This window comes from Streptomyces sp. DSM 40750, assembly GCF_024612035.1.
Classification (GTDB): Bacteria; Actinomycetota; Actinomycetes; order Streptomycetales; family Streptomycetaceae; genus Streptomyces.
Genome location: NZ_CP102513.1, coordinates 4,680,817 through 4,705,926, shown reverse-complemented (window position 1 = coordinate 4,705,926; position 25,110 = coordinate 4,680,817). Strand labels below are relative to the sequence as shown.

The window sequence follows — 25,110 nt, the reverse complement described above, 5'->3', positions numbered from 1 at the left end:
AATGGGATGATGGCATTCATGAAGGGACGAGTCCTTGTCGTCGACGACGACACCGCACTGGCCGAGATGCTCGGCATTGTGTTGCGTGGTGAAGGTTTTGAGCCGTCTTTCGTAGCCGACGGCGACAAGGCGCTGGCCGCGTTCCGTGAGGCCAAACCGGATCTGGTGCTGCTGGATCTGATGCTGCCGGGCCGGGACGGGATCGAGGTCTGCCGTCTGATCAGGGCGGAGTCCGGGGTGCCGATCGTGATGCTCACGGCGAAGAGCGACACCGTGGATGTGGTGGTCGGCCTGGAGTCGGGCGCGGACGACTACATCGTGAAGCCGTTCAAGCCGAAGGAACTGGTGGCCCGGATCCGGGCCAGGCTGAGGAGGTCGGAGGAGCCGGCGCCGGAGCAGCTCGCCATAGGTGACCTGGTCATCGATGTGGCCGGGCACTCCGTGAAGCGGGAGGGGCAGTCGATCGCGCTGACGCCGCTGGAGTTCGACCTGCTGGTCGCGCTGGCGCGGAAGCCGTGGCAGGTGTTCACCCGGGAGGTCCTGCTGGAGCAGGTCTGGGGGTACCGCCACGCTGCGGACACCCGTCTGGTGAACGTCCATGTGCAGCGGCTGCGCTCCAAGGTCGAGAAGGACCCGGAGCGGCCGGAGATCGTGGTGACCGTCCGGGGCGTCGGATACAAGGCAGGGCCCAGCTGACATGTCCGGTGACAGTGCCGCTTCGGCGCCCGGCCAGCCGGGGACCCGCGCGGAGCGGCCTGTCGGCCGGAAGTCCTCGGGTTCCCGCTGGGGGCGTCTCCTTGCGGGCGGTTTGCTGCAGGGTGGAGTCCAGGGCAGCCCGGTTCTGAGGTTGTTCATGCGCTGGGTGCGCCGTCCATTGCTGCCCGTGATGCGGCTGTGGCGGCGCAATATCCAGCTCAGGATCGTCGTGACGACCCTGCTGATGTCGCTCAGCGTTGTGCTGCTGCTGGGCTTCGTCGTCATCGGGCAGGTCCGTAATGGACTGCTGGACGCCAAGGTCAAGGCCTCGCAGAGCCAGGCCACCGGCGGCTTCACGGTCGCCGAGCAGAAGGCGGACAGCGAGGCGAGCGCGGCCGGGAACGACAGCGTGGAGCCGGACGGCGACCGAGTGCAGAACGTTGTCGAGTGGATGACCACCCTGGTGAATTCGCTCTCCAGCGGCGGCCAGGGCGCGTTCGACGTCGTGACGCTCAGCCCCGCCTCCGCCGACGGCGACACCGGGGGCCTCGGACCGCGTGTCTCCGGGGGCGTGAAATGGGACCTCAGCGTGCCCGTGGAGCTGCGCGAGCGGGTCGACGACGGCACCGGTGCCGTCCAGAGCTATACGCGGATCTACTACGACAACGGTCAGGAGCCCCAGCCGGGGCTGATCATCGGCAAGCAGGTCAGCGACCCCAACAGCGCCCCGTACCAGCTGTACTACCTCTTCCCGCTCACCCAGGAGGAGAAGTCCCTCAGCCTGGTCAAGGGGACGCTGGCGACGGCCGGACTGTTCGTCGTCGTGCTGCTCGGGGCCATCGCCTGGCTCGTGGTGCGGCAGGTCGTCACGCCCGTGCGGATGGCGGCCGGGATCGCCGAGCGGCTCTCCGCCGGGCGCCTGCAGGAGCGTATGAAGGTCAGCGGCGAGGACGACATCGCGCGGCTCGGCGAGGCCTTCAACAAGATGGCGCAGAACCTGCAGCTGAAGATCCAGCAGCTGGAGGACCTGTCGCGGATGCAGCGGCGGTTCGTCTCCGATGTCTCGCACGAGCTGCGTACGCCGCTGACGACCGTACGGATGGCGGCGGACGTCATTCATGACGCGCGCGTGGACTTCGACCCGGTGACCGCGCGGTCGGCCGAGTTGCTCGCCGATCAGCTGGACCGGTTCGAGTCGTTGCTCGCGGACCTGCTGGAGATCAGCCGGTTCGACGCGGGCGCGGCGGCCCTGGAGGCCGAGCCGATAGACCTGCGCGAGGTTGTGCGGAAGGTCGTCAGCGGGGCCGAGCCGCTCGCCGAGCGCAAGGGGACGCAGATACGGGTCCTGGGGGATCAGCAGCCCGTCGTCGCCGAGGCCGACGCCCGGCGCGTGGAGCGGGTGCTGCGCAACCTGGTGGTCAACGCGGTGGAGCACGGCGAGGGCAAGGACGTCGTGGTCAAGCTCGCGGCGGCGGGCGGCGCGGTCGCGGTCGCGGTGCGCGACTACGGCGTGGGGCTCAAGCCGGGCGAGGCGACCCGGGTGTTCAGCCGTTTCTGGCGGGCCGACCCGGCACGCGCGCGTACCACCGGCGGTACGGGACTGGGGCTGTCGATCGCCCTGGAGGACGCGCGGCTGCACGGCGGCTGGCTGCAGGCGTGGGGCGAGCCGGGCGGTGGTTCGCAGTTCCGGCTCACCCTGCCGCGGACGGCGGACGAGCCGCTGCGAGGGTCGCCGATACCTCTGGAACCGAAGGACTCCCGGCGAAACCGTGGGCTCAATGACGCCGGTCTGCCGCTCGGCGGCAGCGGCAAGCTCGCCACGGTGCCGGTCCAGGCCGGTGAGCACGGGGCGGCGAGGGCGGCCATAGGGCCACGGCCGGGTGCCGGGCAGATGCCCACGGCCGACCCGACGGCGCTCCCCGGCAGCGGCGCGCGTGTGGTGCCCCGGCCGGCTATGCCGCCCACGACACCGTCCTCGGCCTCGCCCGAGCGGAGGTCCGAAGACGCGGGGCAGACCGAGCAGAGGCCGTCGGAGAGCGGCGCGGAGCAGCAGTACGAGCAGGGGGAGGCATTCCGTGGGCGCTGACCGCGGGAAACGCGGCCGTGGGCGTCCGATGTGGGCGACGGCATACGTCGGCATCGGTGCCGTACTGCTGGCGGGGTGTGCCTCGATGCCGGACAGCGGTGACATGCGTGATGTCGAGTCCACCCCGAGGCAGGACGCCCAGGTGCGGGTCTTCGCCCTGCCGCCCGCGGAGGACGCCGAGCCGCGGGAGATCGTGCAGGGCTTCCTGGAGGCCCTGACCAGCGACGACCTGAACTACGAGACGGCACGCAAATACCTGACCGGCGACGCGCTCAAGGACTGGAAGCCGGGCGAGTCGACCACGGTCCTCGCCGAGGCACCCACCCCCTACACCCAGGTCACGGGGGAGCGGCCGCAGGCCGACGAGTACCGGTACGAGCTGTCCGGCAAGAAGGTCGCCCTGGTGGACGGGCAGCACGCGTACACGCCCACCAGCGGCGAGTACCGCCGGACCGTGCACCTCACGCGCGTGAAGGACACCCAGCAGTGGCGCATCGACCAGCTGCCGCCGGGCGTGGTGCTCGGGAGGTCGGACTTCGAGCGCAACTACAAGTCGATCAACAAGTACTACTTCACCTCCGCGGCGCAGTCCGGTGAGCCGGGGACGGTCGCCGACCCGGTCTATGTGCGCAGCCAGGTCGACCCGGTGACCCAGGTGGTCCGGGACCTGCTGAAGGGGCCCACCAGTTGGCTCAACCCGGTCGCGAGGACGAGCTTCCCCTCCGGGACGGCCCTGCGGAAGGGCACCGGGGCGCTGACGCCGGACGACCAGAACACGCTGGTCGTGCCGTTGAACAAGAAGGCCGACCGCGTCTCGGAGAGCCGATGCGAGGAGATGGCCGCCCAACTCCTCTTCACGCTCCAGGACTACATGCCGACGGGCGTGGACGAGGTGGAGCTGCAGGGCTCGACCGGCGCGCAGTTGTGCGTGCTCGGTGAGGGCCAGGCAGACATCATCGCCTCGCACGGTTTCGGCAAGAGCGCGGAGTACGAGTACTTCATCGACGGCGAGCACAAGCTCGTACGACTGCCCGAGCGGAACACGGTGACCACGCCGACGGCCGTTCCCGGCGCGCTCGGCGAGGGGGAGAAGCAGCTGCGGTCCGCCGCCGTGTCACGCGGTGAGGACCGGGCCGCCGGGGTGTCGCTCGACGGGAGCGAGCTGTATGTGTCGCCGCTGACGGCGGGCGGCGCGCTCGGCGATCCGGTGCTGCGCAGCTCGGGCGCCACCGCGAAGGACCGGCTGACGACGCCCAGTTGGGACGGGCGGGGCGACCTGTGGGTGGCCGACCGCGACCCCAAGAACCCCCGTCTGCTGGTGCTGGCGGACGGCATGGGGGAGCCGTTGGAGGTCAGGTCGCCCGGGCTCAACGGGCGCGTCGAGGCGGTGCGTGTGGCCGCTGACGGGGTACGGGTCGCGCTGATCCTGGAGGACGAGGGCGAGCGGGCGCTGTACATCGGCCGTATCGAGCGCGACGCCGACGCGGACGGCACCACCGTCTCGATCGTCGAACTGCGGTCCGTGACACCGGACCTGGAGGATGTCACCGCCATGTCGTGGGCCGGCGACAGCCAACTCGTGGTCGTGGGGCGCGAACCCGGCGGTGTGCAGCAGATGCGGTACGTCCGGGTCGACGGTTCCCCGACGCCGGGTGCCGGGCCTTCCGCGCTCACCGGCGTGGAGGAGATCGCCGCGTCCGAGGACGAGAGCCAGCCATTGGTCGCGCACTCGGCCGACGGGATCGTCCGGCTGTCTCCGGGGGAGCAGTGGCAGACGGTGGTCAAGGAGGGGACGGCTCCGGTCTATCCGGGGTGAGGTCCAGGGCGGGCCGTCTCTCCGCTTGTGCGGTGTGTCCGGGGGAGGGCCCCGCAGGGCTGTACACGAGAGGCTTCCGGGCGGCCTTGGTTCGGTGGCGCCCCGGTTCGGTGACGCCCGTGGTTCCGGCCGTCGTCGACACGCGGCGGAGCGTGTGGCGTGCGCCCATTTGTGACGGCGCCCGGTCCTTTTCTGACGGGACACGGCCTTTTCTGAAGGCACTCGATCTTCTTCAGGCGCCCGTCGCTCGGGTGGGTGACAACCCTCTGTGGTTTCGGTGAGTTGTCCACAGGCGGTTGTCCACAGGGGTGGCAGGGCGTCGCATGCGTTGGCACAGTGGTGGGCATGCGGGGGTGGTGGCAGGACCTCACGGATCTGGTGCTGCCGGCCGAGTGCGGAGGCTGCGGTAGGCCTCGCGCGGTGCTCTGCCCGGAGTGCCGTGCGGCTCTGACCGGAGACGCGCCGTGCCGGGTGCGACCGGTGCCGGAGCCGTCGGGTTTGCCCGTGGTGCATGCGGCGGCTCCGTACGAGGACGCGGTGCGGGCCGCGCTGCTCGCGCACAAGGAACGGGGTGCGCTGGCGCTCGCCGGACCGCTCGGCACGGCCTTGGCAGGGGCCGTACGGGAGGGCGGTGGCGGCGGGCCGGTGCTGCTGGTTCCGGTGCCGTCCGCGCGGCGGGCGGTACGGGCGCGCGGGCACGACCCGGCGCGGCGGATCGCGCTCGCGGCCGCCGGGGAGCTGCGGCGTACCGGGACGCCGGCCAGGGTGCTCGGGGTACTGCGGCAGCGGCGTGCCGTGGCCGATCAGTCGGGGCTGGACTCCCGGCAGCGGCTGGACAACCTCGCGGGTGCCCTGGAGGTGGTTGCCGGGGGTACCCGGCTGCTGGGTGGAGGCCCGGTCGTGCTCGTGGACGACCTGATGACGACCGGTGCCTCGCTCGCGGAGGCGGCACGGGCGGTGCGGGTGGCCCGGGCCGGGCGGGGGGTGGCTCCGGGGGAGTACGACGCGGGGCGAACGGCAAAGGAGGTCGTGCGAACACAAGGCGTAACGGGAACGGCGGACGGAGTCGGAGACGGGATCCGCGCGGCGGTGGTCGCCGCGCCGCCCGACTCTTTCCAAATAAACCGGAACTGACAGAGAACTTGCATCGTTGCAGGTAATGAGAGGGTCAATTCACCTGAACGGAGGTACGCCTCGGTAGAGGGTGACGACATCCGCCCGAGCGAGATATGTTCGGTTGTGAGGGAATGGCCCCGGCCGTCCACGACATATCCGAATGCTGTGCTGCGGGTTTTCCGAATCACCCGCGCCGGTGGGGTGGAGATCTTGTCCACGGGGGAGGAGGAGGTGGAAGTCACCGAGTCCGCGGTTCCGGGAGACACCGGAACCTGGTGCACAAGGGAGATGCTCCGCCAGTGGAGCGGAGCGATCCGGGAACGGAGTTCTGCGTGGACATCGTCGTCAAGGGCCGCAAGACCGAGGTGCCCGAGCGGTTCCGCAAGCACGTGGCCGAGAAGCTGAAGCTGGAGAAGATCCAGAAGCTCGACGGCAAGGTGATCAGCCTCGACGTCGAGGTGTCCAAGGAGCCCAACCCCCGACAGGCCGACCGCAGTGACCGGGTGGAGATCACGCTCCACTCCCGCGGACCGGTGATCCGGGCGGAGGCCGCGGCAAGTGATCCGTATGCGGCGCTCGACCTGGCGGCGGACAAGCTCGAGGCCCGGCTGCGCAAGCAGCACGACAAGCGTTACACGCGCCGAGGCGCGCGCAGGCTCACGGCCGCGGAGGTCGCCGACCACGTCCCCGGTGTGGCGACGCTCAACGGCAACGGATACGTCGCCGACGAGGAGAAGCCGGACGGCGTGCCCACCAAGAGGATCGGCTCGCTGGAAGTGAAGGGCGAAGGCCCTCTCATCGTCCGCGAGAAGACCCACGTCGCCTCCCCGATGACGCTCGACCAGGCTCTCTACGAGATGGAGCTGGTCGGGCACGACTTCTACCTGTTCGTCGACTCCGAGACCAAGGAACCGAGTGTCGTCTACCGGCGGCACGCCTACGACTACGGCGTCATCCACCTCAGCACGGACCCGATGGTCGCCCAGGCGCATTCGGACGCCGCGGGCGGCGCGCTCGGCGGCTGACCGCGCCGGGTGACAGCTGAGCCGGTGCCCCTGGAGCGCTCGTGCGCCCCCAGGGGCACCGGTGTGCGACCCCTCGTGGCCCGCTCTGTCACCGCAGTGTCGGCCGGGCATGAAATCATGGCCGAACCGGCCCCAACCGGCGGGCCGTTGCCTTGGTTTGGCGATGGCACAGAAACACAGGCCACGGCCTTCAGGGGGAGGAACGATGGCGGACAGCAGTTTTGGACCGATGCGTGACGAGGATGCCGACGAAGGCTCCGTCGGCATGGGCCCCGCCGCGGGCTCCCCGGGTAAGGAGCCGATCCGGGTCCTCGTCGTGGACGATCACGCGCTCTTCCGCCGCGGACTGGAGATCGTGCTCGCCGCCGAGGAGGACATCCAGGTCGTCGGTGAGGCCGGTGACGGGGCGGAGGCGGTCGACAAGGCCGCGGATCTGCTGCCCGACATCGTGCTGATGGACGTACGGATGCCCAAGCGCGGCGGTATCGAGGCATGCACCTCCATCAAGGAGGTGGCCCCCAGCGCGAAGATCATCATGCTGACGATCAGCGATGAGGAGGCCGACCTCTACGACGCGATCAAGGCGGGGGCCACCGGATATCTCCTCAAGGAGATCTCCACGGACGAAGTGGCCACGGCCATTCGCGCGGTCGCCGACGGACAGTCGCAGATCAGTCCCTCGATGGCGTCGAAGCTGCTCACCGAGTTCAAATCCATGATTCAGCGGACCGACGAGCGGCGTCTCGTCCCGGCGCCGCGGCTCACGGACCGGGAACTGGAGGTGCTCAAGCTCGTGGCGACCGGGATGAACAACCGGGACATCGCCAAGGAGCTGTTCATTTCCGAGAACACCGTGAAGAACCATGTGCGCAACATCCTGGAGAAGCTTCAGCTGCACTCCAGGATGGAGGCCGTGGTGTACGCGATGCGGGAGAAGATCCTCGAGATTCGTTAGGTCCGGTCGTTGGGCCGCGAGGTCACGTCAGGGCGCGGACCAGGGGCTCGCGTAGCTCCGGGGCGTCCACGCGTTCCACGCGTACGTCCGTGCAGTCCACCCAGGTCGCGGCCTCCAGGAGGGCCTGGGCGACCGCCGGGACCGCCTTGGGGCCGTTGAGGGTGACCTGTTTGGCGACCAGGGTGCGGCCGTCGCGGGCGGGGTCGACCCGGCCGACCAGGTGGCCGCCGGACAGGACCGGCATCGCGAAGTAGCCGTAGACGCGCTTCGGCTTGGGGACGTAGGCCTCCAGGCGGTGGGTGAAGCCGAAGAGGCGTTCCGTGCGGGCCCGTTCCCAGACCAGGGAGTCGAACGGGGACAGGAGCGTGGTGCGGTGGCGGCCGCGCGGGGGTGTTGCCAGGGCTGCCGGGTCGGCCCAGGCGGGCTTGGCCCAGCCCTGCACCGTCACCGGGACCAGGCCGGAGTCGGCGACCACCGCGTCGAACTGCTCGCCCTTGAGTCGGTGGTAGTCGGCGATGTCCGCGCGGGTGCCGACGCCGAGGGCCTCGCCGGCCAGGCGGACCAGGCGGCGTAGGCACTCCGTGTCGTCCAGCTCGTCGTGCAGCAATGTGTCGGGGACGGCACGCTCGGCCAGGTCGTACACCCGCTTCCAGCCGCGGCGCTCCACGCAGACCACCTCGCCGTACATCAGGGCGCGTTCGACGGCGACCTTCTCGCCGGACCAGTCCCACCACTCGCTGGTGCGTTTGGCTCCGCCCAGTTCGGTGGCGGTGAGGGGGCCCTCGGCGCGGAGCTGCTTGATGACGCGGTCGTAGGCGCCGTCCGGGAGTTGGTGGTTCCAGAGGGGGCGGGCCCGGTAGGCGCGGCGGCGGAAGGCGAAGTGGGGCCACTCCTCGATGGGGAGGATGCAGGCGGCGTGGGACCAGTACTCGAAGGCGTGGGGTCGTGACGGAGGCGCGCCCGTGGACGCAGCCGTCCAGTACGCCTTGTCGACCGTGGTGCGGCCTATGGCGCCGAGGCGGGCGTACGGGATGAGTTCGTGGGAGCGGGCGAGGACGGAGATCGTGTCGAGTTGGACCGCGCCCAGGTGTCGCAGGACGCCGCGGACGCCGGATCTGCGGTCCGGGGCGCCGAGGAAGCCCTGGGCCCGGAGGGCGATTCGGCGGGCCTCGTCTGCGGTGAGTTCTGTGGTGGGGCGCGGGAGGGAGGTCATGCTCCGCAGGGTAGGGGAGGGTACTGACAGCGGAAGATGAGCTGCTGGGTGGGGGAGGGGGTTTTCCGCGAACGCCGGACGGGCTGGATGGTTCGGACGGGCCGGGTCATCCCGGTGCAGGCAGATACGGCGTCGCAGAGGGCAGCCCCAGGTCCGACGGGAGCAAGGAGCCCAGCCAGCAGTCGCGGCGTACTCCGTTGTTGGTGAGGGCGGCTCGGAGGGTGCCTTCGAGGGTGAAGCCGGTGTGTTCGGCTACGGCTCGGGAGGCGGTGTTGCCCACCTCGGCGCGCCATTCGAGGCGGTCGAGGGCGAGGGTGGTGAAGGACCAGTGGGCGGCGGCGCGGGTGGCCTCGGTGATGTAGCCGTTGCGGCGGTGCTCCTTGGTGGCCCAGAAACCGATCTCGCCGGTGCCCAGGGACCGCATGGTGACGCCGAGCATGCCCACCAGCTCCCCGGCGGGGAGGAAGAGGCCGAAGGTGAACATGGAGGCGTTGGCCCAGCCCTCGGGAACGGCCTGCTCGACGAAACCCTCCGCGTGTTCACGCAGATACGGCGAGGGGATCGTGGTCCAGCGCTGGATGTCCGGGTCCTGCGCAGCCGCGTACACCGTGTCGGTGTCGTGCCGGTCCACGGTGCGCAGCAGCAGGCGCGCGGTGGTCAGGGTGACGGGGTCCATCGGGCGATTCTGCTCGGCGGAACCGAAGGACGCCATCCCATGTGAGGCTGTTCTGTGGACGGCCCAGGGGCGCGATGTGTGAGGAGACGGTCACAATTCGCGTGTTTCGTGGACGGAACGCGGCACCATCCGCATCGGCCGCCCGTTGTCCTAGTGGCTGTCACTGACAGACCTCCCGGCACGGCGGGGTCCTCGCTTACGATGGCCGTTGCTCAAGCTGTGATTTAAAACTGCCAACTGTCATTGAAACCGACCGTCCCAGGCCCGACCGGCAAGGAGACAAACCCCCGTGTCCGTCCTCTCGAAGATCATGCGTGCAGGCGAAGGCAAAATCCTGCGCAAGCTGCACCGCATCGCGGACCAGGTCAACTCCATCGAAGAGGACTTCGTCGACCTCTCCGACGCCGAGCTGCGCGCCCTGACCGAGGAGTACAAGCAGCGGTACGCCGACGGCGAGACCCTCGACGATCTGCTCCCCGAGGCGTTCGCCACCGTGCGCGAGGGCGCCAAGCGCGCCCTCGGCCAGCGCCACTACGACGTGCAGATCATGGGCGGCGCCGCCCTCCACCTCGGCTATGTCGCCGAGATGAAGACCGGTGAGGGCAAGACCCTCGTCGGCACGCTGCCCGCGTATCTGAACGCGCTGTCCGGTGAAGGCGTCCACCTGATCACGGTCAACGACTACCTGGCCGAGCGCGACTCCGAGATGATGGGCCGCGTCCACAAGTTCCTGGGTCTGAGCGTCGGCTGCATCCTCGCCAACATGACGCCGGCCCAGCGCCGCGAGCAGTACAACTGCGACATCACCTACGGCACGAACAACGAGTTCGGCTTCGACTACCTCCGCGACAACATGGCATGGGCCAAGGACGAACTCGTCCAGCGCGGCCACAACTTCGCGATCGTCGACGAGGTCGACTCCATCCTCGTCGACGAGGCCCGTACGCCGCTGATCATCTCCGGCCCGGCCGACCAGGCCACCAAGTGGTACGGCGACTTCGCCAAGCTGGTCACGCGCCTGAAGAAGGGCGAGCCCGGCAACCAACTCAAGGGCATCGAGGAGACCGGCGACTACGAGGTCGACGAGAAGAAGCGCACCGTCGCCATCCACGAGTCCGGCGTCTCCAAGGTCGAGGACTGGCTGGGCATCGACAACCTCTACGAGTCGGTGAACACGCCTCTGGTGGGCTACCTGAACAACGCCATCAAGGCCAAGGAGCTCTTCAAGAAGGACAAGGACTACGTCGTCATGGACGGCGAAGTCATGATCGTCGACGAGCACACCGGCCGTATCCTCGCCGGCCGCCGCTACAACGAGGGCATGCACCAGGCGATCGAGGCGAAGGAAGGGGTGGACATCAAGGACGAGAACCAGACGCTCGCCACGATCACCCTGCAGAACTTCTTCCGCCTCTACAAGCGTCACGACCACTCCGGCAAGGAACTGGCCGGCCTCTGCGGCATGACCGGTACGGCGATGACCGAGGCCGCGGAGTTCCACCAGATCTACAAGCTCGGCGTCGTCCCGATCCCGACCAACCGGCCGATGGTCCGCAAGGACCAGTCGGACCTGATCTACCGCACCGAGGTCGCGAAGTTCGAGGCGGTCGTCGACGACATCGTCGAGAAGCACGAGAAGGGCCAGCCGATCCTCGTCGGTACGACGTCGGTCGAGAAGTCCGAGTACCTGTCCCAGCAGCTGAGCAAGCGCGGCGTCCAGCACGAGGTGCTCAACGCCAAGCAGCACGACCGGGAGGCGACGATCGTCGCCCAGGCCGGCCGCAAGGGCGCCGTGACCGTCGCCACGAACATGGCCGGTCGTGGTACGGACATCAAGCTCGGCGGCAACCCCGAGGACCTCGCCGAGGCCGAGCTGCGCCAGCGCGGGCTCGACCCCGAGGAGCACATCGAGGAGTGGGCCCACGCCCTGCCCGAGGCCCTCGCGAAGGCCGAGGACGCGGTCAAGGCGGAGTTCGAGGAGGTCAAGGATCTCGGCGGGCTCTACGTCCTCGGCACCGAGCGGCACGAGTCCCGCCGTATCGACAACCAGCTGCGCGGTCGTTCCGGCCGTCAGGGAGACCCGGGCGAGTCCCGCTTCTATCTGTCGCTGGGCGACGACCTGATGAGGCTCTTCAAGGCCCAGATGGTCGAGCGCGTGATGTCCATGGCCAACGTGCCGGACGACGTCCCGATCGAGAACAAGATGGTCACCCGCGCGATCGCCTCCGCCCAGTCGCAGGTCGAGCAGCAGAACTTCGAGACCCGGAAGAACGTCCTCAAGTACGACGAGGTCCTCAACCGGCAGCGCGAGGTCATCTACGGCGAGCGGCGCCGCGTCCTGGAGGGCGAGGACCTGCAGGAGCAGATCCTGCACTTCATGGGCGACACGATCGACGCGTACATCACCGCCGAGACCGCCGAGGGCTTCGCCGAGGAGTGGGACCTCGACCGGCTGTGGGGCGCCTTCAAGCAGCTCTACCCGGTGAAGGTCACCGTCGACGAGCTGGAGGAGGCGGCCGGCGACCGGGCCGGGCTGACCCCCGAGTTCATCGCCGAGTCCATCAAGGACGACATCCACGAGCAGTACGAGGCGCGTGAGGCGCAGCTCGGCTCCGAGATCATGCGTGAGCTGGAGCGCCGGGTCGTCCTCTCCGTGCTGGACCGCAAGTGGCGTGAGCACCTCTACGAGATGGACTACCTCCAGGAGGGCATCGGCCTGCGCGCGATGGCCCAGAAGGACCCGCTGGTCGAGTACCAGCGCGAGGGCTTCGACATGTTCCAGGCCATGATGGAGGGCATCAAGGAGGAGTCCGTCGGCTATCTGTTCAACCTGGAGGTCCAGGTCGAGCAGCAGGTCGAGGAGGTCCCGGTCGAGGACGAGAAGCCGTCGCTGGAGAAGACCGACGCGGTGCCGGCCCAGGCGGGTGCGTCCCGGCCGGAGATCCGTGCGAAGGGCCTGGAGGCCCCGCAGCGCCGTGACCGGCTGCACTTCTCCGCGCCGACCGTCGACGGTGAGGGCGGCATCGTCGAGGGCGACCTCCCCGAGGACGAGCCCGTCCGCTCCGAGGCCGACGGCCTCACCCGCGCGGAGCGCCGCAAGCAGCAGGGCAAGACCAGCCGCCGCCGCAAGAAGTGAGGGTCGCTCCGCGAGGGGCGAGCCGTGAGCGGTGAGCAGCGGGCCGTGAGCAGCGGTCCGTGAGGCTTTGAAGGGCCGGGCATCTTCGGGTGCCCGGCCCTTCGTGTGTCTCGGGTGGGGGGCAGGCCGTACGAGGGTTCAGGCTCGTACGGCGGGGGTCGGGTGGCTTACGGCAGTCAGGCCGTGTGGCGGCCGTGTGCCGTGTGGGGGTGTGGCCCTGTGGTGGTGTGTGGGGGGCGCGGCCGTGTGCGGGTGCTTGAGGGGCGTCGGCGGTGCGGTCACGCGCGGATGGTTCAGGTGTGGGCTGCGGCTCAGTCGTCGTCCGGGTGGGGGAGCCTCGGGCCGCCGAGTTCCACCGCTGTGCAGCGCCAGCGGTGGTCGGGGCCGTGCTCCAGGCGGAAGGCCATGGCACGGAGTTGTTCACCCGCGCCGATGCGGGCGAAGACCTCCAGGGCGCCCGGGGCGGCGACGTAGTAGCCGATGTCGCGGACGACGGGGTGTGCGCCGTGGGTGGTGCGCAGGGGGCCTCGTTCGGCCAGCCAGGCCAGTTCGTCGTAGGCCCGGCCCGCGGTGTGGCGCAGCATGCTGTGGACCGGGCGGCGGCCGCTCAGTACGGCGAGGAGGAGGTCGGCGAAGTGGTCGGTGGGGCGGGGTTGGGGGACCGGCCTGGAGAGGGGCGGGGTCGCGAGTGCTGGGGACTGGGCCGTTGAGGGGTGGCCGCCTCCTGGGGTCGTGCGGGCGGGGGTGCGGCCCGGGCGGCGGGTGTCGTGGCGGACGGGCGGGCGGGTGCCGGGCTTGCGCTTGGTCCTGGTCATGACCTTGTTCATCGGAGATCCCCGTTCGTCGGTGAGGCCGCTGTATACCGGTCGGTAACTTTGTGGTGGGGATCTTGTACGAGGTGGGAGGGTGCCGTCGCAAGGAAGGGCGGCGTCCGGCGGAGGTCGCGAAATGTTCACCTATCAGGGTGATGGGGTGGGGGTTCGGGCCCGGCGGGGCGGGGGCGCACCGGGTGAGTGGCGGGCCTGGGGTGGACGCGTCCGCGGGGTTGGGTGGGGGCTCGAAAGGGGACGCCCGCACGTATCCTGAAGGCCGTCCGGAGGCTTCACGAGAACCTCTGGAACGACCTCTGCGGTGGGACCCCCGCGGCGATCCTCCGCAACGCTCCGAGATCAGCGACCACGACTACGAAAGCGGCCTGCCATGCGCGTCTACGTCCCCCTGACCCTTCCCGGGCTCGCCGAGGCGTACAAGACGGGTGAGTTGGGGGAAGGGGCGTTCGTCGCGTACGCCGTCACGCCGGCGTTGCGGGAGTGGTATCTGTCCGACGACATCGAGGAGTTGGAGTACGCGGCGTTGAACCGGGCGGCGCTCGCGTCGTTGCGGTTGGTGGCGGGGGATCCGGGGGCTGCTCGGCGGCGGGTTGTCGTGGCGGTGGATGTGGCTGACCGGGACGCGGTCGCCGATCCCGACCGGGGGCTCGATCCGGTGGCGCTGGGTGAGGTGAGGGTGGCTGGGCCGGTGTCGTTGGGCAAGGCGGCGGCTGTACATGTCGACTCGGTGGAGGCCGAGGGGGAGGTGGGGGAGGCCGCGGATGCGTTGGGGGCGGCGGATCAGGGGGATGACGACGCGCAGTTCATCGTGGACGGGGCGGACGATCACGAGTTGCTCTGGTACGCGACGCAGGAGATTCCCAACCTGGTGGGGTTGGGGGGCTGAGCGTCCTGGGCGGGTTGGGGGAGCGTCCTCGCGGGCTGAGGCGGGGCGCCCTCCGCTGGGGCTCAGCTCGGGGCGGGGTGTCGTTCACCGGCGCTTGCCGGGTGCCCCTGCGCCCACCCTTCCCCACTCTCGGCTTCTCCCCCACTCTCGACTTCTCCCCCACTCTCGACTTCTCCCCCACTCTCGACTTCGCTCGAGCGGGAGGGACCCCCATGAGCGGGAGGGACCCCCATGAGCGGGAGGTACCCCCATCGCCCCAGCGGCACGACTGCCCGCAGTCATGCATGGTGAGGAGCGTGCTGATGGCGTGGCGCCCGCAGTGGGTAGGTAGCCGGGAGTTCGTGCGCGTGTGCGGTTGGCGTATGTGTGCTCGCGGTGCGTTGTCGGTGGTGGAGGGTACGTTTTCGGTATGGGGAAGCACGGAGTCGGGGCGCATATCGTCTGGGACTGGAATGGGACGTTGTTCCATGACAACGAGGCGATCATCGGGGCGACGAACGCGGCGTTCGCGGAGTTGGGGATCGAGCCGATCACGTTGGAGCGGTACAGGGAGCTGTACTGCGTGCCGGTACCGAAGTTCTACGAGCGGTTGATCGGGCGGCTGCCTACGGATGAAGAGTGGGAGGCCATGGATGTGGTCTTTCATCGGTACTACGCGGAGCACCGGGTCGCGTGCGGGCTGACCGACGGTGTGCCGGCGCTGCTCACGGACTGGCGTTCGGCGGGGCGCAGTCAGTCGATCCTCAGCATGTATGTGCATGAGGAGCTGGTTCCGCTGGTGCGGGGCTTCGGGATCGAGCCGCACTTCATACGGGTCGACGGGCGGACCGGGCCGTCCGGGGGCAGCAAGACCGAGCACATGGTGCGGCATCTGCGCCGGCTCGTGGGCGTGGAACCGGCGCGGACCGTCGTGATCGGGGACGCCGCAGACGACGCCGTCGCCGCGCGGCACGTGGGTGCGCAGGCCGTGCTCTACACCGGGGGGTCCCACAGCCGAGCCAGCCTGGAAGGGGTCGGGGTGTCCGTCGTGGACACCCTGGAGGAGGCCGTCGCGGAGGCCGAGCGGCTGGCCGCGTAGCGGTCGGAGCACCCGCGTACCTCCGCCCGGCCGGCCTCTACGTCACGGGCGCCTTCGCCCGCAGCACCGTGAGGAACTCCCGCATCCAGCGGGAGTGGTCCGGCCAGACGCGGGCGGACACGAGGGTGCCGTCGACGACGGCCTCGGCGTCGTGGAAGGTCGCCCCGGCGGCCTGCATGTCGAGTTCCAGGGCGGGATACGCGGTGACGTGGCGGCCGCGGAGGGCGTCCACGGCGGCGGTGAGCAGCGGGCCGTGGCAGATCTGGGCGACCGGTTTGTCGGTGTCGAAGAAGGACTTCAGGATCTTGCGGAGCTCCGGGTCGTTGCGGAGGTACTCCGGGGCCCGGCCGCCGGGGATGACGAGGGCGGCGTACTGACCGGGGTCGACCTCGGAGAAGGCCAGGTCGGCGGGCCAGGTGTAGCCGGGCTTCTCGGTGTAGGTGTCGTAGCCCGGTTCGAAGTCGTGGACGACGAAGCGGAGCTTCTTGCGGTTGGGGGCGGCGATGTGGACCTCGTAGCCCTCCTCGCGAAGGCGCTGGTAGGGGTACAGGACCTCCAGTGACTCCGCCGCGTCGCCGGTCACGATCAGGATCTTGGCCGTCATGGTGTGGCTCCCCTCGGCTGTGCGGCGGGCGCGGTCGGGCGCCGGTCGGCTTCGGCGCGTCCTCCGCCTTCGTCGGGCTAGGGCTTCAGGACTTCTCAGGGCTTCTCAGGGCTTTTCTCAGGGCTTCCTTCGTCGGGCCAGGGCCTGCGTCCTGCGTCGGTCCAGGGGTTCTGCGGGCTTCATTCGTCAGGCTAGGCCTTCCTGAGCAACGTGCATCCGGGGTGAAGGTTTGCCAAGGGGGCGTGCGGGTTCGGGGTCCGGCGGGATGCGCGTATAGGCTCGGTTGCGCGGAGGTAAGCTCAAAAGTGCGCGATGGGCACTGTGCGGAACGTCAAAGTTCGACCCTCGGTTTTGTACACATACGGCTCATGACGGGCCCCCCGTCCGGAGAGATAGCCTTGTGGCGTGATCAGCGCGATAGTTCGCGGGGACGTCATCGTCCCTGCCCTGCGCCCGGTGAACACGGACGACATCCGTGTCCGGGCGGCGGTCGCTGGTCCTCGCGGGCGGGAGGGAGCCACCAGGGCTCCCGGGACGCCGGGTGCACCCACTGGTCAGGCGCCGCCGAGAGCAGCGTCACACCCCTGTCGGGTACCGAGAATGGCTGATTACCCCCCGCTCATCTCACCCTGCGGCATAGCGTCGAAACAGACCGGACACCCCGTGTCGTGGTGGCGCGTCGGAGGAGACGAGACCGTACTTCCTTCTACGTCACGCAACGGCGCGCGACAGGAGCCAGAGGACAATGCAGACCAAGCTGGACGAAGCCAAGGCCGAGCTGCTCGAGAGGGCCGCCCGGGTAGCTGAGAACAGCCCGGTCGGGGGGTATCTACCGACTGGGACGACGAGCGAGAGTACGTCCGGCACCCCGGACCACGACACCGTGCTCGCGTTCCTCCAGCGCTACTACCTGCACACCGCCCCGGAGGACCTGAGCGGCCGCGACCCGGTCGACGTCTTCGGAGCCGCCTACTCCCACTACCGGCTGGCCGAGAACCGCCCTCAGGGGACGGCCAATGTGCGGGTCCACACCCCGACCGTCGAGGAGAACGGCTGGACGTGCAGCCACTCCGTCGTCGAGGTCGTCACCGACGACATGCCCTTCCTCGTCGACTCCGTGACCAATGAGCTGTCACGGCAGGGGCGCGGCATCCATGTCGTCATCCACCCCCAGGTCGTCGTCCGGCGGGACGTCACCGGCAAGCTGGTCGAGCTGATCACCGAGCCGGCCGCCGTCGCCGCGGCGTCCGCCGCCGTGGCCGCCGGTGAGACGCTGCCGCACGACGCGCACATCGAGTCCTGGATCCATGTCGAGGTCGACCGCGAGACCGACCGGGCGGACCTGAAGCAGATCAACAACGATCTGCTGCGCGTCCTGTCCGACGTCCGCGAGGCCGTCGAGGACTGGGAGAAGATGCGGGACGCGGCGGTCCGTATCGCCGACGGACTGCCCGCCGAGCACACCGCCGACGACCTGCGCGAACAGGACGTGGAGGAGGCCCGCGAGCTGCTGCGCTGGCTCGCCGACGACCACTTCACCTTCCTCGGGTACCGCGAGTACGAGCTGCGGCAGGACGACTCGCTCGCCGCCGTCCCGGGCACGGGACTCGGCATCCTGCGCGCCGACCCGCACCACGCCGGGCACGACCAGCATCCCGTCAGCTCCTCCTTCGAGCGGCTGCCCGCCGACGCCCGCGCCAAGGCCCGTGAGCACAGGCTCCTCGTCCTGACGAAGGCCAACAGCCGGGCCACCGTCCACCGGCCGTCCTACCTCGACTACGTGGGCGTGAAGAAGTTCGACGCCGAGGGGAACGTGGTCGGCGAGCGCCGGTTCCTCGGACTGTTCTCCTCGGCCGCCTACACCGAGTCCGTGCGCCGGGTGCCCGTCGTCCGCCGCAAGGTCGACGAGGTCCTCCAGGGCGCCGGGTTCTCACCCAACAGCCACGACGGGCGCGATCTGCTCCAGATCCTGGAGACGTACCCGCGCGACGAGCTGTTCCAGACCCCGCCCGACGAGCTGCGGTCCATCGTCACCTCCGTGCTCTATCTGCAGGAGCGCCGGCGGCTGCGGCTCTACCTCCGCCAGGACGAGTACGGGCGCTACTACTCCGCCCTCGTGTACCTGCCGCGTGACCGCTACACCACCGGCGTACGCCTCAGGATCATCGACATCCTGAAGGAGGAACTCGGCGGCATCAGCGTCGACTTCACCGCCTGGAACACCGAGTCGATCCTCTCCCGGCTGCACTTCGTGGTCCGCGTCGAGCCGGGCACCGAGCTGCCGCACCTCAGCGACGCCGACAAGGACCGCATCGAGGCGAAGCTCGTCGAGGCCGCCCGGTCCTGGTCGGACGGGTTCGCCGAGGCGCTCAACGCCGAGGTCGGCGAGGAGCGGGCCGCGGAACTGCTGCGCCGGTACGGCAACGGCATCCCCGAGGGGTACAAGGCCGACCACAACCCCCGCTCGGCCGTCGCGGACCTTGTCCGTCTCGAAGAGCTCGAACAGGACGAGGACTTCGAGCTCAGCCTGTACGAGCCGGTGGGCGCCGCGCCCGACGAGCGCCGGTTCAAGATCTACCGCAAGGGCGGCTCCGTCTCGCTCTCCGCGGTGCTGCCCGTCCTCAACCGCATCGGCGTCGAGGTCATCGACGAGCGGCCGTACGAGCTGCGCTGCTCGGACCGGACGACGGCGTGGATCTACGACTTCGGGCTGCGCATGCCCAGGCCGCAGGCCGGCAGTGTGGACTACGCCGGGGACGACGCGCGGGAGCGGGTGCAGGAGGCCTTCTCCGCCACCTGGACCGGGCAGGCCGAGAACGACGGGTTCAACGCGCTCGTGCTGAGCGCGGGGCTCACCTGGCGGCAGGCCATGGTGCTGCGGGCGTACGCCAAGTACCTGCGGCAGGCCGGGTCCACGTTCAGCCAGGACTACATGGAGGACACCCTCCGCAACAACGTCCACACCACGCGGTTGCTCGTGTCGCTGTTCGAGGCGCGGATGTCGCCGGACCGGCAGCGGGCGGGCCGGGAGATCGTGGACGCGCTGCTCGAAGAGGTCGACGCGGCCCTGGACCAGGTGGCGAGCCTCGACGAGGACCGGATCCTGCGGTCGTTCCTGACCGTCATCAAGGCGACGCTGCGGACGAACTTCTTCCAGGAGGCGGCCGGCGGCAAGCCGCACGACTACGTCTCCATGAAGTTCGACCCGCAGGTCATCCCCGACCTGCCCGCGCCGCGTCCGGCGTACGAGATCTGGGTGTACTCGCCGCGTGTGGAGGGCGTGCACCTGCGGTTCGGGAAGGTCGCCCGAGGCGGGCTGCGCTGGTCCGACCGGCGGGAGGACTTCCGGACCGAGATCCTGGGCCTGGTCAAGGCGCAGATGGTCAAGAACACCGTCATCGTGCCGGTCGGCGCCAAGGGCGGCTTCGTCGCCAAGCAGCTCCCGGATCCGTCGGTGGACCGGGACGCCTGGCTGGCCGAGGGTATCCGGAGCTACAAGACCTTCATCTCCGCGCTGCTCGACATCACCGACAACATGGTGGCGGGCGAGGTCGTGCCGCCGTCGGACGTCGTACGGCACGACGAGGACGACACGTATCTCGTCGTCGCCGCCGACAAGGGCACCGCGACCTTCTCCGACATCGCCAACGAGGTCGCCGAGAGCTACAACTTCTGGCTCGGGGACGCCTTCGCCTCCGGCGGCAGCGCCGGGTACGACCACAAGGGCATGGGCATCACCGCGCGCGGCGCCTGGGAGTCGGTGAAGCGGCACTTCCGGGAGCTGGGGGTGAACACGCAGGCCGAGGACTTCACGGTCGTCGGCATCGGTGACATGTCCGGTGACGTGTTCGGCAACGGCATGCTGCTCAGCGAGCACATCCGGCTCGTCGCCGCCTTCGACCACCGGCACATCTTCATCGACCCGCATCCGGACGCGGCCACCTCGTACGCCGAGCGCCGCCGCGTCTTCGAGCTGCCCCGGTCGAGTTGGGCCGACTACGACACCCGTCTGATCTCCACCGGCGGTGGCGTCTTCCCGCGTACCGCCAAGGCGATCCCGATCAACGGCCACATCCGGGACGCCCTCGGTATCGAGGACAAGATCTCCAAGATGACCCCGGCCGACCTGATGAAGGCCATCCTCAAGGCGCCGGTCGACCTGCTGTGGAACGGCGGCATCGGCACGTACGTCAAGTCCTCGACCGAGTCGCACGCCGACGTCGGGGACAAGGCCAACGACGCGATCCGGGTCGACGGCGCCGACCTGCGCGTCCAGGTCGTCGGCGAGGGCGGCAACCTCGGCCTGACCCAGCTGGGCCGGATCGAGTTCGCGCAGAAGGGCGGGCGGGTCAACACCGACGCGATCGACAACAGCGCGGGCGTGGACACCTCCGACCACGAGGTGAACATCAAGATCCTGCTCAACGGGGTGGTCGCGGAAGGCGACATGACGGTCAAGCAGCGCAACAAGCTGCTCGCCGAGATGACCGACGAGGTCGGCCGCCTCGTGCTGCGCAACAACTACGCGCAGAACACGGCGATCGCCAACGCCCTCGCCCAGTCCAAGGACATGCTCCACGCCCAGCAGCGCTTCATGCGCCACCTGGTCAGGGAGGGCCACCTCGACCGGGCGCTCGAGTTCCTGCCCACCGAGCGGCAGATCCGTGAGCGCCTCAGCACCGGGCAGGGGCTCACCGGCCCCGAGACGGCCGTCCTCCTCGCCTACACGAAGATCACGGTCGCCGAGGAGCTGCTGCACACCTCGCTGCCGGACGACCCGTATCTGCGCAAGCTGCTGCACGCGTACTTCCCGACGGCGCTGCACGAGCGGTTCCCGGAGCATGTCGAGAGCCACCCGCTGAGCCGTGAGATCGTCACGACCCTGCTGGTCAACGACACGGTCAACACGGGCGGTACGAGCTTCCTGCACCGGCTGCGGGAGGAGACCGGGGCCTCGCTGGAGGAGATCGTCCGGGCGCAGACCGCGTCCCGAGCGATCTTCGGGTCGGGCGCGGTGTGGGACGGCGTCGAGAGCCTGGACAACACGGTCGACGCGGCCGTCCAGACCAGGATCCGGCTGCACTCCCGCCGCCTCGTCGAGCGCGGTACGCGCTGGCTGCTCAACAACCGGCCGCAGCCGCTGGAGCTCAGCGGGACCATCGCCTTCTTCAAGGAGGGTGTGCACCTGGTCTGGGGCGAGCTGCCGAAGCTGCTGCGCGGCGCGGACCTGGAGTGGTACCAGAAGATCTACGACGAGCTGACGGGTGCCGGGGTCCCGGAGGAGCTGGCCACGCGCGTCGCGGGCTTCTCCTCGGCCTTCCCCACGCTCGACATCGTCGCCGTCGCCGACCGGGTCGGCCGGACACCGATGGAGGTCGCCGAGGTGTACTACGACCTCGCCGACCGGCTGCGCATCACCCAGCTCATGGACCGCATCATCGAGCTGCCGCGCGCCGACCGCTGGCAGTCCATGGCCCGCGCGGCGATCCGCGAGGACCTGTACGCGGCCCACGCCTCCCTCACCGCCGATGTCCTGTCCGCGGGCAACGGCACCTCCACACCCGAACAGCGCTTCAAGGTGTGGGAGCAGAAGAACGCGGCGCTGCTGGGCCGGGCCCGCACGACCCTGGAGGACATCCAGGGCTCCGACGCGTTCGACCTGGCCAACCTGTCGGTGGCGATGCGGACGATGCGGACGCTGCTGCGCGGCCACTCGTAGCGGATACGGCGGTACGGCGACGGGGGCGCCCCATGGCTCTGGGGCGCCCCCGTCTCATGTCGTCAGCGCTCGATCTCCCAGACCGTGATCGTGCCCTTGAGGTTGGGCAGGCGGTCCAGGTCGCTGGGGGCCTCGACGTCAGTGATCGTCCACAGCGCGAGGTTGCCCTCGCCGGTGACCGTGCAGAGGTGGTCGCCCTTGACGATCGCGTCGTCCCGGTTGATGGACTCACCGCTCAGCGTCTGGGTGAAGGGGTTCTGCTCGGCGCCCGCCAGGCACTCCTCGGGCGTCGCGCCGGCCGCCTTGCCCATGGGCCGGATGAACGTGAGATCCGTGGAGCTGGCGGAGAACTCCTGGATCTCGACGGACATGTAGTTGGCCGGGTCGACCTTGGGGACGTCGAGGTCCACATAGGTGTTCGCCAGGCTGACGGGGCCCAGCACGCTCATCGTCTTGTCCTCGAAGAGCACCTGATAGGTGGCGTTCGCGGGGACGTCGGTGGTGGACGCGGTCGGGTCGGCGCCGTCGTCCTGGGTGTCCTGTCCGCCCGAGCCGGACTCGGTCGGGGTCGGGGTCGGCGTCGTGGTCTTGTCGTCGGCCGTGGTGTTGCTGTCGCTCTTGTCGTCGTCGTTCTTGTTCAGCACCCACGCCGCGGCGGCCGCGCCCGAGCCGGCCACGAGGACGAGGACCAGTGCGACGAGGGCCGCCTTCAGGCCGCGGCGGCTCTTCTTGGGAGCGGCGGCCGGGGCCGGGGCCGGGCCGGGGGCCTGCGGGGTGAGGTTGTAGGTGTGGGTCGCCGGGGGCGGGTAGCCGTAGCCCGGTGCCGGGCCCTGTGCTGCCGGGCCGAAGCCGGTCGCCGGGGATGCCTGGGGCACGCCCTGGGTGGTGCCCTGGGCCGCCGGGTCGTGGGGCGGCGTCGCGGGAGGCGTCGGAGCGGTGGTCGGGGGGCCGGCCGGGGGCATGACCGGGGGTGCCGACGGCAGCTGGGGTGCCGTCGGCGGGGGCGGGGTCTGGGCGGACTGCTCGCGCCGGGCGATCTCGGCGGTGAGCGGCTCCGGCAGCCAGCCGGTGAAGTCGCTGAGGCCCCTGCCGGCCAACTCCTGGCAGAGTGCGGCCAGTTCCTCGGTGCCGACGCGCTCGGCCGGTTCGGCCGTCAGACAGCGCTCCAGCAGGGGGCGCAACCGCTCGTCGTACCCGTCGAGTTTCGGCGGCCGCTGGGCGGTGTTGGCGATCTGCGCGGCGATGGTGATGGCGCCGCCGTCGCCGTACGGGTGGCGTCCGGTGGCCGCGACCGCCGCGATCAGGCCGAGCGAGAAGACGTCGGTGGCCGGGGTGACCTGCTCGCCGAGGGCGTGCTCCGGCGACATGTACTGCGGGGTGCCGATCAGGCCGCCGGACTGGGTGAGTTGGGTGGCGTCGGCGGCGCGGGCGATGCCGAAGTCGATGACGTACGGGCCCTGCGAGCCCAGCAGGATGTTGCTGGGCTTGAGGTCGCGGTGGATGACGCCGGCCGCGTGGATGGAGGTCAGGGCGCGGGCCGCGCAGCCGACCAGTTGGAAGACGGCGGGCAGGGGGAGCGCGCCGAAGGCGACGAGGGCGTCGTGCAGGGGGATGCCCGCGATGAACGCCGAGGCCAGCCAGGGGAGTTCGCCGGTGGTGTCGTGGTCGACGACCGGGACGATGTGGTAGCCCTGCACGCGGCGGGCGGCCTGGACCTCCTGCTCGAAGCGGCGGCGGAAGTCGGGGTCCTGGCCGTACTCGCGGCGGATGACCTTCAGTGCGACCGGCTGGCCGCCGCGCGTGTGCGACAGATAGACCGTGCCCATGCCGCCCTCGCCGATGCGGGCCTGCAGGTGGTAGCCGGCGGTCTCTCGTGGGTCCTGAGGCCCCAGTGGGCTCAGGATGTCGCCAGTGCTGGTGGTAATGGGAGCCTCCCCCGTGCGGTGCCGAACTCCTGTGCCGTGGCTGGGCACTTGAAGCGGTCCGAAGCTTATACGGCACTTATGACACTTGGGTCGGGCGTTACGGTTCCGTGTGACTGCCGGGACAGGGTGCGGTACTGGGACACAGCGAGGCGGGGGCGACGAGGGCCGACGGGGACAGCTGAAGGGGCGCGGGAACTGCGCGAGAAGCCCCACCAACCCGCACCCGCCGACGCGCCTACGGGTCCCGGCGGACCCTGCGCCGCCACTCCTCGTCCCGCACCGTGATCGGTGCCGTCGCCGGTAGCTGTCGGGCCGTCGGGGCCTCCGAGAGGCGGGGCGGTGGGGCCGGGGTCGTCGGGGCCTCCGTGAGGGAGAGCGTGCGGAAGGCCGTTTCGATGATGGCCACCGACGTGGCGACGGGGCCCGGCAGCCAGGACGTGAAGTCGCGGACGTCACGGCGGGCCGCGCCCGCGCAGTGTTCGGCGATGGCGGCGGCCGAGGGGCGGGCGGTGGGGTCGGCGGTCAGGCAGCGGCGTACGACGTCGAGGAGGGGGCGGTCGATGCCGTCCAGGGCGGGCGGGGCGACATCGGTGCCGGCGATGCGCGTCGCGATGGCGAGGGGGTTGCCGCGGCCGTACGGATGCCGGCCGGTGGCCGCGACGGCGGCGATCAGGCCGAGCGCGAAGACGTCGGACGCGGAGGTGACCCGGCGGCCGAGGGCGTGCTCGGGGGACATGTAGCGCGGGGTGCCGATCAGGCGTCCGGCGGTGGTGAGGGTGGCCGCGCCCGCCGCCCGGGCGATACCGAAGTCGAGCAGCCAGGGCCCCTCCGCGGCGAGCAGCAGGTTGGCGGGCTTGACGTCGCGGTGGATCACCCCGGCGGTGTGCACCGCGTCCAGCGCGTACGCGGCGCAGGCCAGCAGTTGGAGGACGGTGGCGACGGGGAGCGGGCCGTGGGTCTCCAGGGCCTGGTCGAGGGGGATGCCCGGGACGTAGTGGGTGGCGAGCCAGGGGCGCTCCGCACCGGCGTCGTGGTCGACGATCGGCACCAGGTGGTAGCCGGAGACGCGGCGCCCGGCGGCCACCTCGCGGGCGAAGCGCTCACGGAAGGCGGGGCTGTCGGCGTACTCCGGGCGGACCAGCTTCAGCGCGACCGGCTGGCCGCCCCGACTGCGGGAGAGATAGACGGTGCCCATGCCGCCCTCACCGATCCGGGCGTACAGCGGATACCCGGCGATCTCCCGCGGATCCTCCACCCGCAGCGGCTCAGGTACCACCCCGCGCATCGACCGCCCCCTCCGCTCACGCCTGTCTCCGGAGCGTATCGCGGCAGGCATCCCCCGGTGGTGG

16 protein-coding genes are annotated in these 25,110 nt (G+C 70.1%); 10 read left to right on the top strand and 6 right to left on the bottom strand.

Annotated elements, in window-relative coordinates; genetic code table 11:
- The first annotated feature begins 6 nt into the window (after positions 1–6).
- The 6 genes from mtrA (at position 7) to JIX55_RS21095 (ending at position 7,694) form a co-directional block, all read left to right on the top strand.
- Positions 7–696: a two-component system response regulator MtrA gene (gene mtrA / locus JIX55_RS21120; protein WP_189823911.1), complete on the top strand. Its 690-nt coding sequence runs from the start codon at positions 7–9 to the stop codon at positions 694–696.
- Between the two features lies 1 nt (position 697).
- Positions 698–2,782, top strand: a complete 2,085-nt coding sequence (mtrB, locus tag JIX55_RS21115) for an MtrAB system histidine kinase MtrB (RefSeq protein WP_257564864.1) — start codon at positions 698–700, stop codon at positions 2,780–2,782.
- Complete coding sequence (locus tag JIX55_RS21110) at positions 2,772–4,598, top strand: LpqB family beta-propeller domain-containing protein (RefSeq protein WP_443046484.1); 1,827 nt, start codon at positions 2,772–2,774, stop codon at positions 4,596–4,598. The genes mtrB and JIX55_RS21110 overlap by 11 nt, the downstream gene beginning before the upstream one ends.
- A 345-nt stretch (positions 4,599–4,943) precedes the next feature.
- On the top strand, positions 4,944–5,732 hold the full coding sequence (locus tag JIX55_RS21105) for a ComF family protein (RefSeq protein ID WP_257564863.1): 789 nt from the start codon (positions 4,944–4,946) through the stop codon (positions 5,730–5,732).
- A gap of 314 nt (positions 5,733–6,046) precedes the next feature.
- Positions 6,047–6,739, top strand: coding sequence for a ribosome hibernation-promoting factor, HPF/YfiA family (gene hpf / locus JIX55_RS21100; RefSeq protein WP_443046483.1), 693 nt, complete (start codon positions 6,047–6,049; stop codon positions 6,737–6,739).
- A gap of 205 nt (positions 6,740–6,944) precedes the next feature.
- Positions 6,945–7,694: a response regulator gene (locus tag JIX55_RS21095; RefSeq protein ID WP_257564861.1), complete on the top strand. Its 750-nt coding sequence runs from the start codon at positions 6,945–6,947 to the stop codon at positions 7,692–7,694.
- Between the two features lie 22 nt (positions 7,695–7,716).
- Here JIX55_RS21095 and JIX55_RS21090 read toward each other — a convergent pair whose 3' ends face one another.
- On the bottom strand, positions 7,717–8,907 hold the full coding sequence (locus tag JIX55_RS21090) for a winged helix-turn-helix domain-containing protein (RefSeq protein WP_257564860.1): 1,191 nt from the start codon (positions 8,905–8,907) through the stop codon (positions 7,717–7,719).
- Between the two features lie 106 nt (positions 8,908–9,013).
- Positions 9,014–9,583 carry a GNAT family N-acetyltransferase gene (locus tag JIX55_RS21085; RefSeq protein WP_257564859.1) on the bottom strand — a complete coding sequence of 190 codons (570 nt, stop codon included), beginning with the start codon at positions 9,581–9,583 and terminating at the stop codon, positions 9,014–9,016.
- Positions 9,584–9,872: 289 nt separating this feature from the next.
- Between JIX55_RS21085 and secA the strand changes: the two genes are divergently transcribed.
- Positions 9,873–12,719 carry a preprotein translocase subunit SecA gene (secA, locus tag JIX55_RS21080; protein ID WP_257564858.1) on the top strand — a complete coding sequence of 949 codons (2,847 nt, stop codon included), beginning with the start codon at positions 9,873–9,875 and terminating at the stop codon, positions 12,717–12,719.
- A 311-nt stretch (positions 12,720–13,030) separates the two neighbouring features.
- Here secA and JIX55_RS21075 read toward each other — a convergent pair whose 3' ends face one another.
- Positions 13,031–13,546 (bottom strand): Rv3235 family protein, encoded by a 516-nt coding sequence (locus JIX55_RS21075; protein WP_257564857.1) that lies wholly within the window; start codon positions 13,544–13,546, stop codon positions 13,031–13,033.
- Positions 13,547–13,919: 373 nt separating this feature from the next.
- Between JIX55_RS21075 and JIX55_RS21070 the strand changes: the two genes are divergently transcribed.
- Positions 13,920–14,435, top strand: a complete 516-nt coding sequence (locus JIX55_RS21070; RefSeq protein WP_257564856.1) for a DUF6912 family protein — start codon at positions 13,920–13,922, stop codon at positions 14,433–14,435.
- Between the two features lie 409 nt (positions 14,436–14,844).
- Entirely contained in the window at positions 14,845–15,513 is a 669-nt protein-coding gene (locus JIX55_RS21065) for an HAD family hydrolase (protein ID WP_257564855.1), read from the top strand.
- Positions 15,514–15,550: 37 nt separating this feature from the next.
- Here JIX55_RS21065 and JIX55_RS21060 read toward each other — a convergent pair whose 3' ends face one another.
- Positions 15,551–16,117, bottom strand: coding sequence for a DJ-1/PfpI family protein (locus tag JIX55_RS21060; RefSeq protein WP_257564854.1), 567 nt, complete (start codon positions 16,115–16,117; stop codon positions 15,551–15,553).
- 745 nt (positions 16,118–16,862) lie between these two features.
- Between JIX55_RS21060 and JIX55_RS21055 the strand changes: the two genes are divergently transcribed.
- On the top strand, positions 16,863–21,836 hold the full coding sequence (locus JIX55_RS21055) for an NAD-glutamate dehydrogenase (protein WP_257564853.1): 4,974 nt from the start codon (positions 16,863–16,865) through the stop codon (positions 21,834–21,836).
- A 62-nt stretch (positions 21,837–21,898) separates the two neighbouring features.
- On the opposite strand, the gene JIX55_RS21050 is transcribed toward JIX55_RS21055, so the two are convergent.
- Both JIX55_RS21050 and JIX55_RS21045 read right to left on the bottom strand, forming a co-directional pair.
- On the bottom strand, positions 21,899–23,689 hold the full coding sequence (locus JIX55_RS21050; protein WP_443046711.1) for a serine/threonine-protein kinase: 1,791 nt from the start codon (positions 23,687–23,689) through the stop codon (positions 21,899–21,901).
- A 307-nt stretch (positions 23,690–23,996) separates the two neighbouring features.
- Positions 23,997–25,046 carry a serine/threonine-protein kinase gene (locus JIX55_RS21045; RefSeq protein ID WP_257564851.1) on the bottom strand — a complete coding sequence of 350 codons (1,050 nt, stop codon included), beginning with the start codon at positions 25,044–25,046 and terminating at the stop codon, positions 23,997–23,999.
- Between the last annotated feature and the right edge of the window lie 64 nt (positions 25,047–25,110).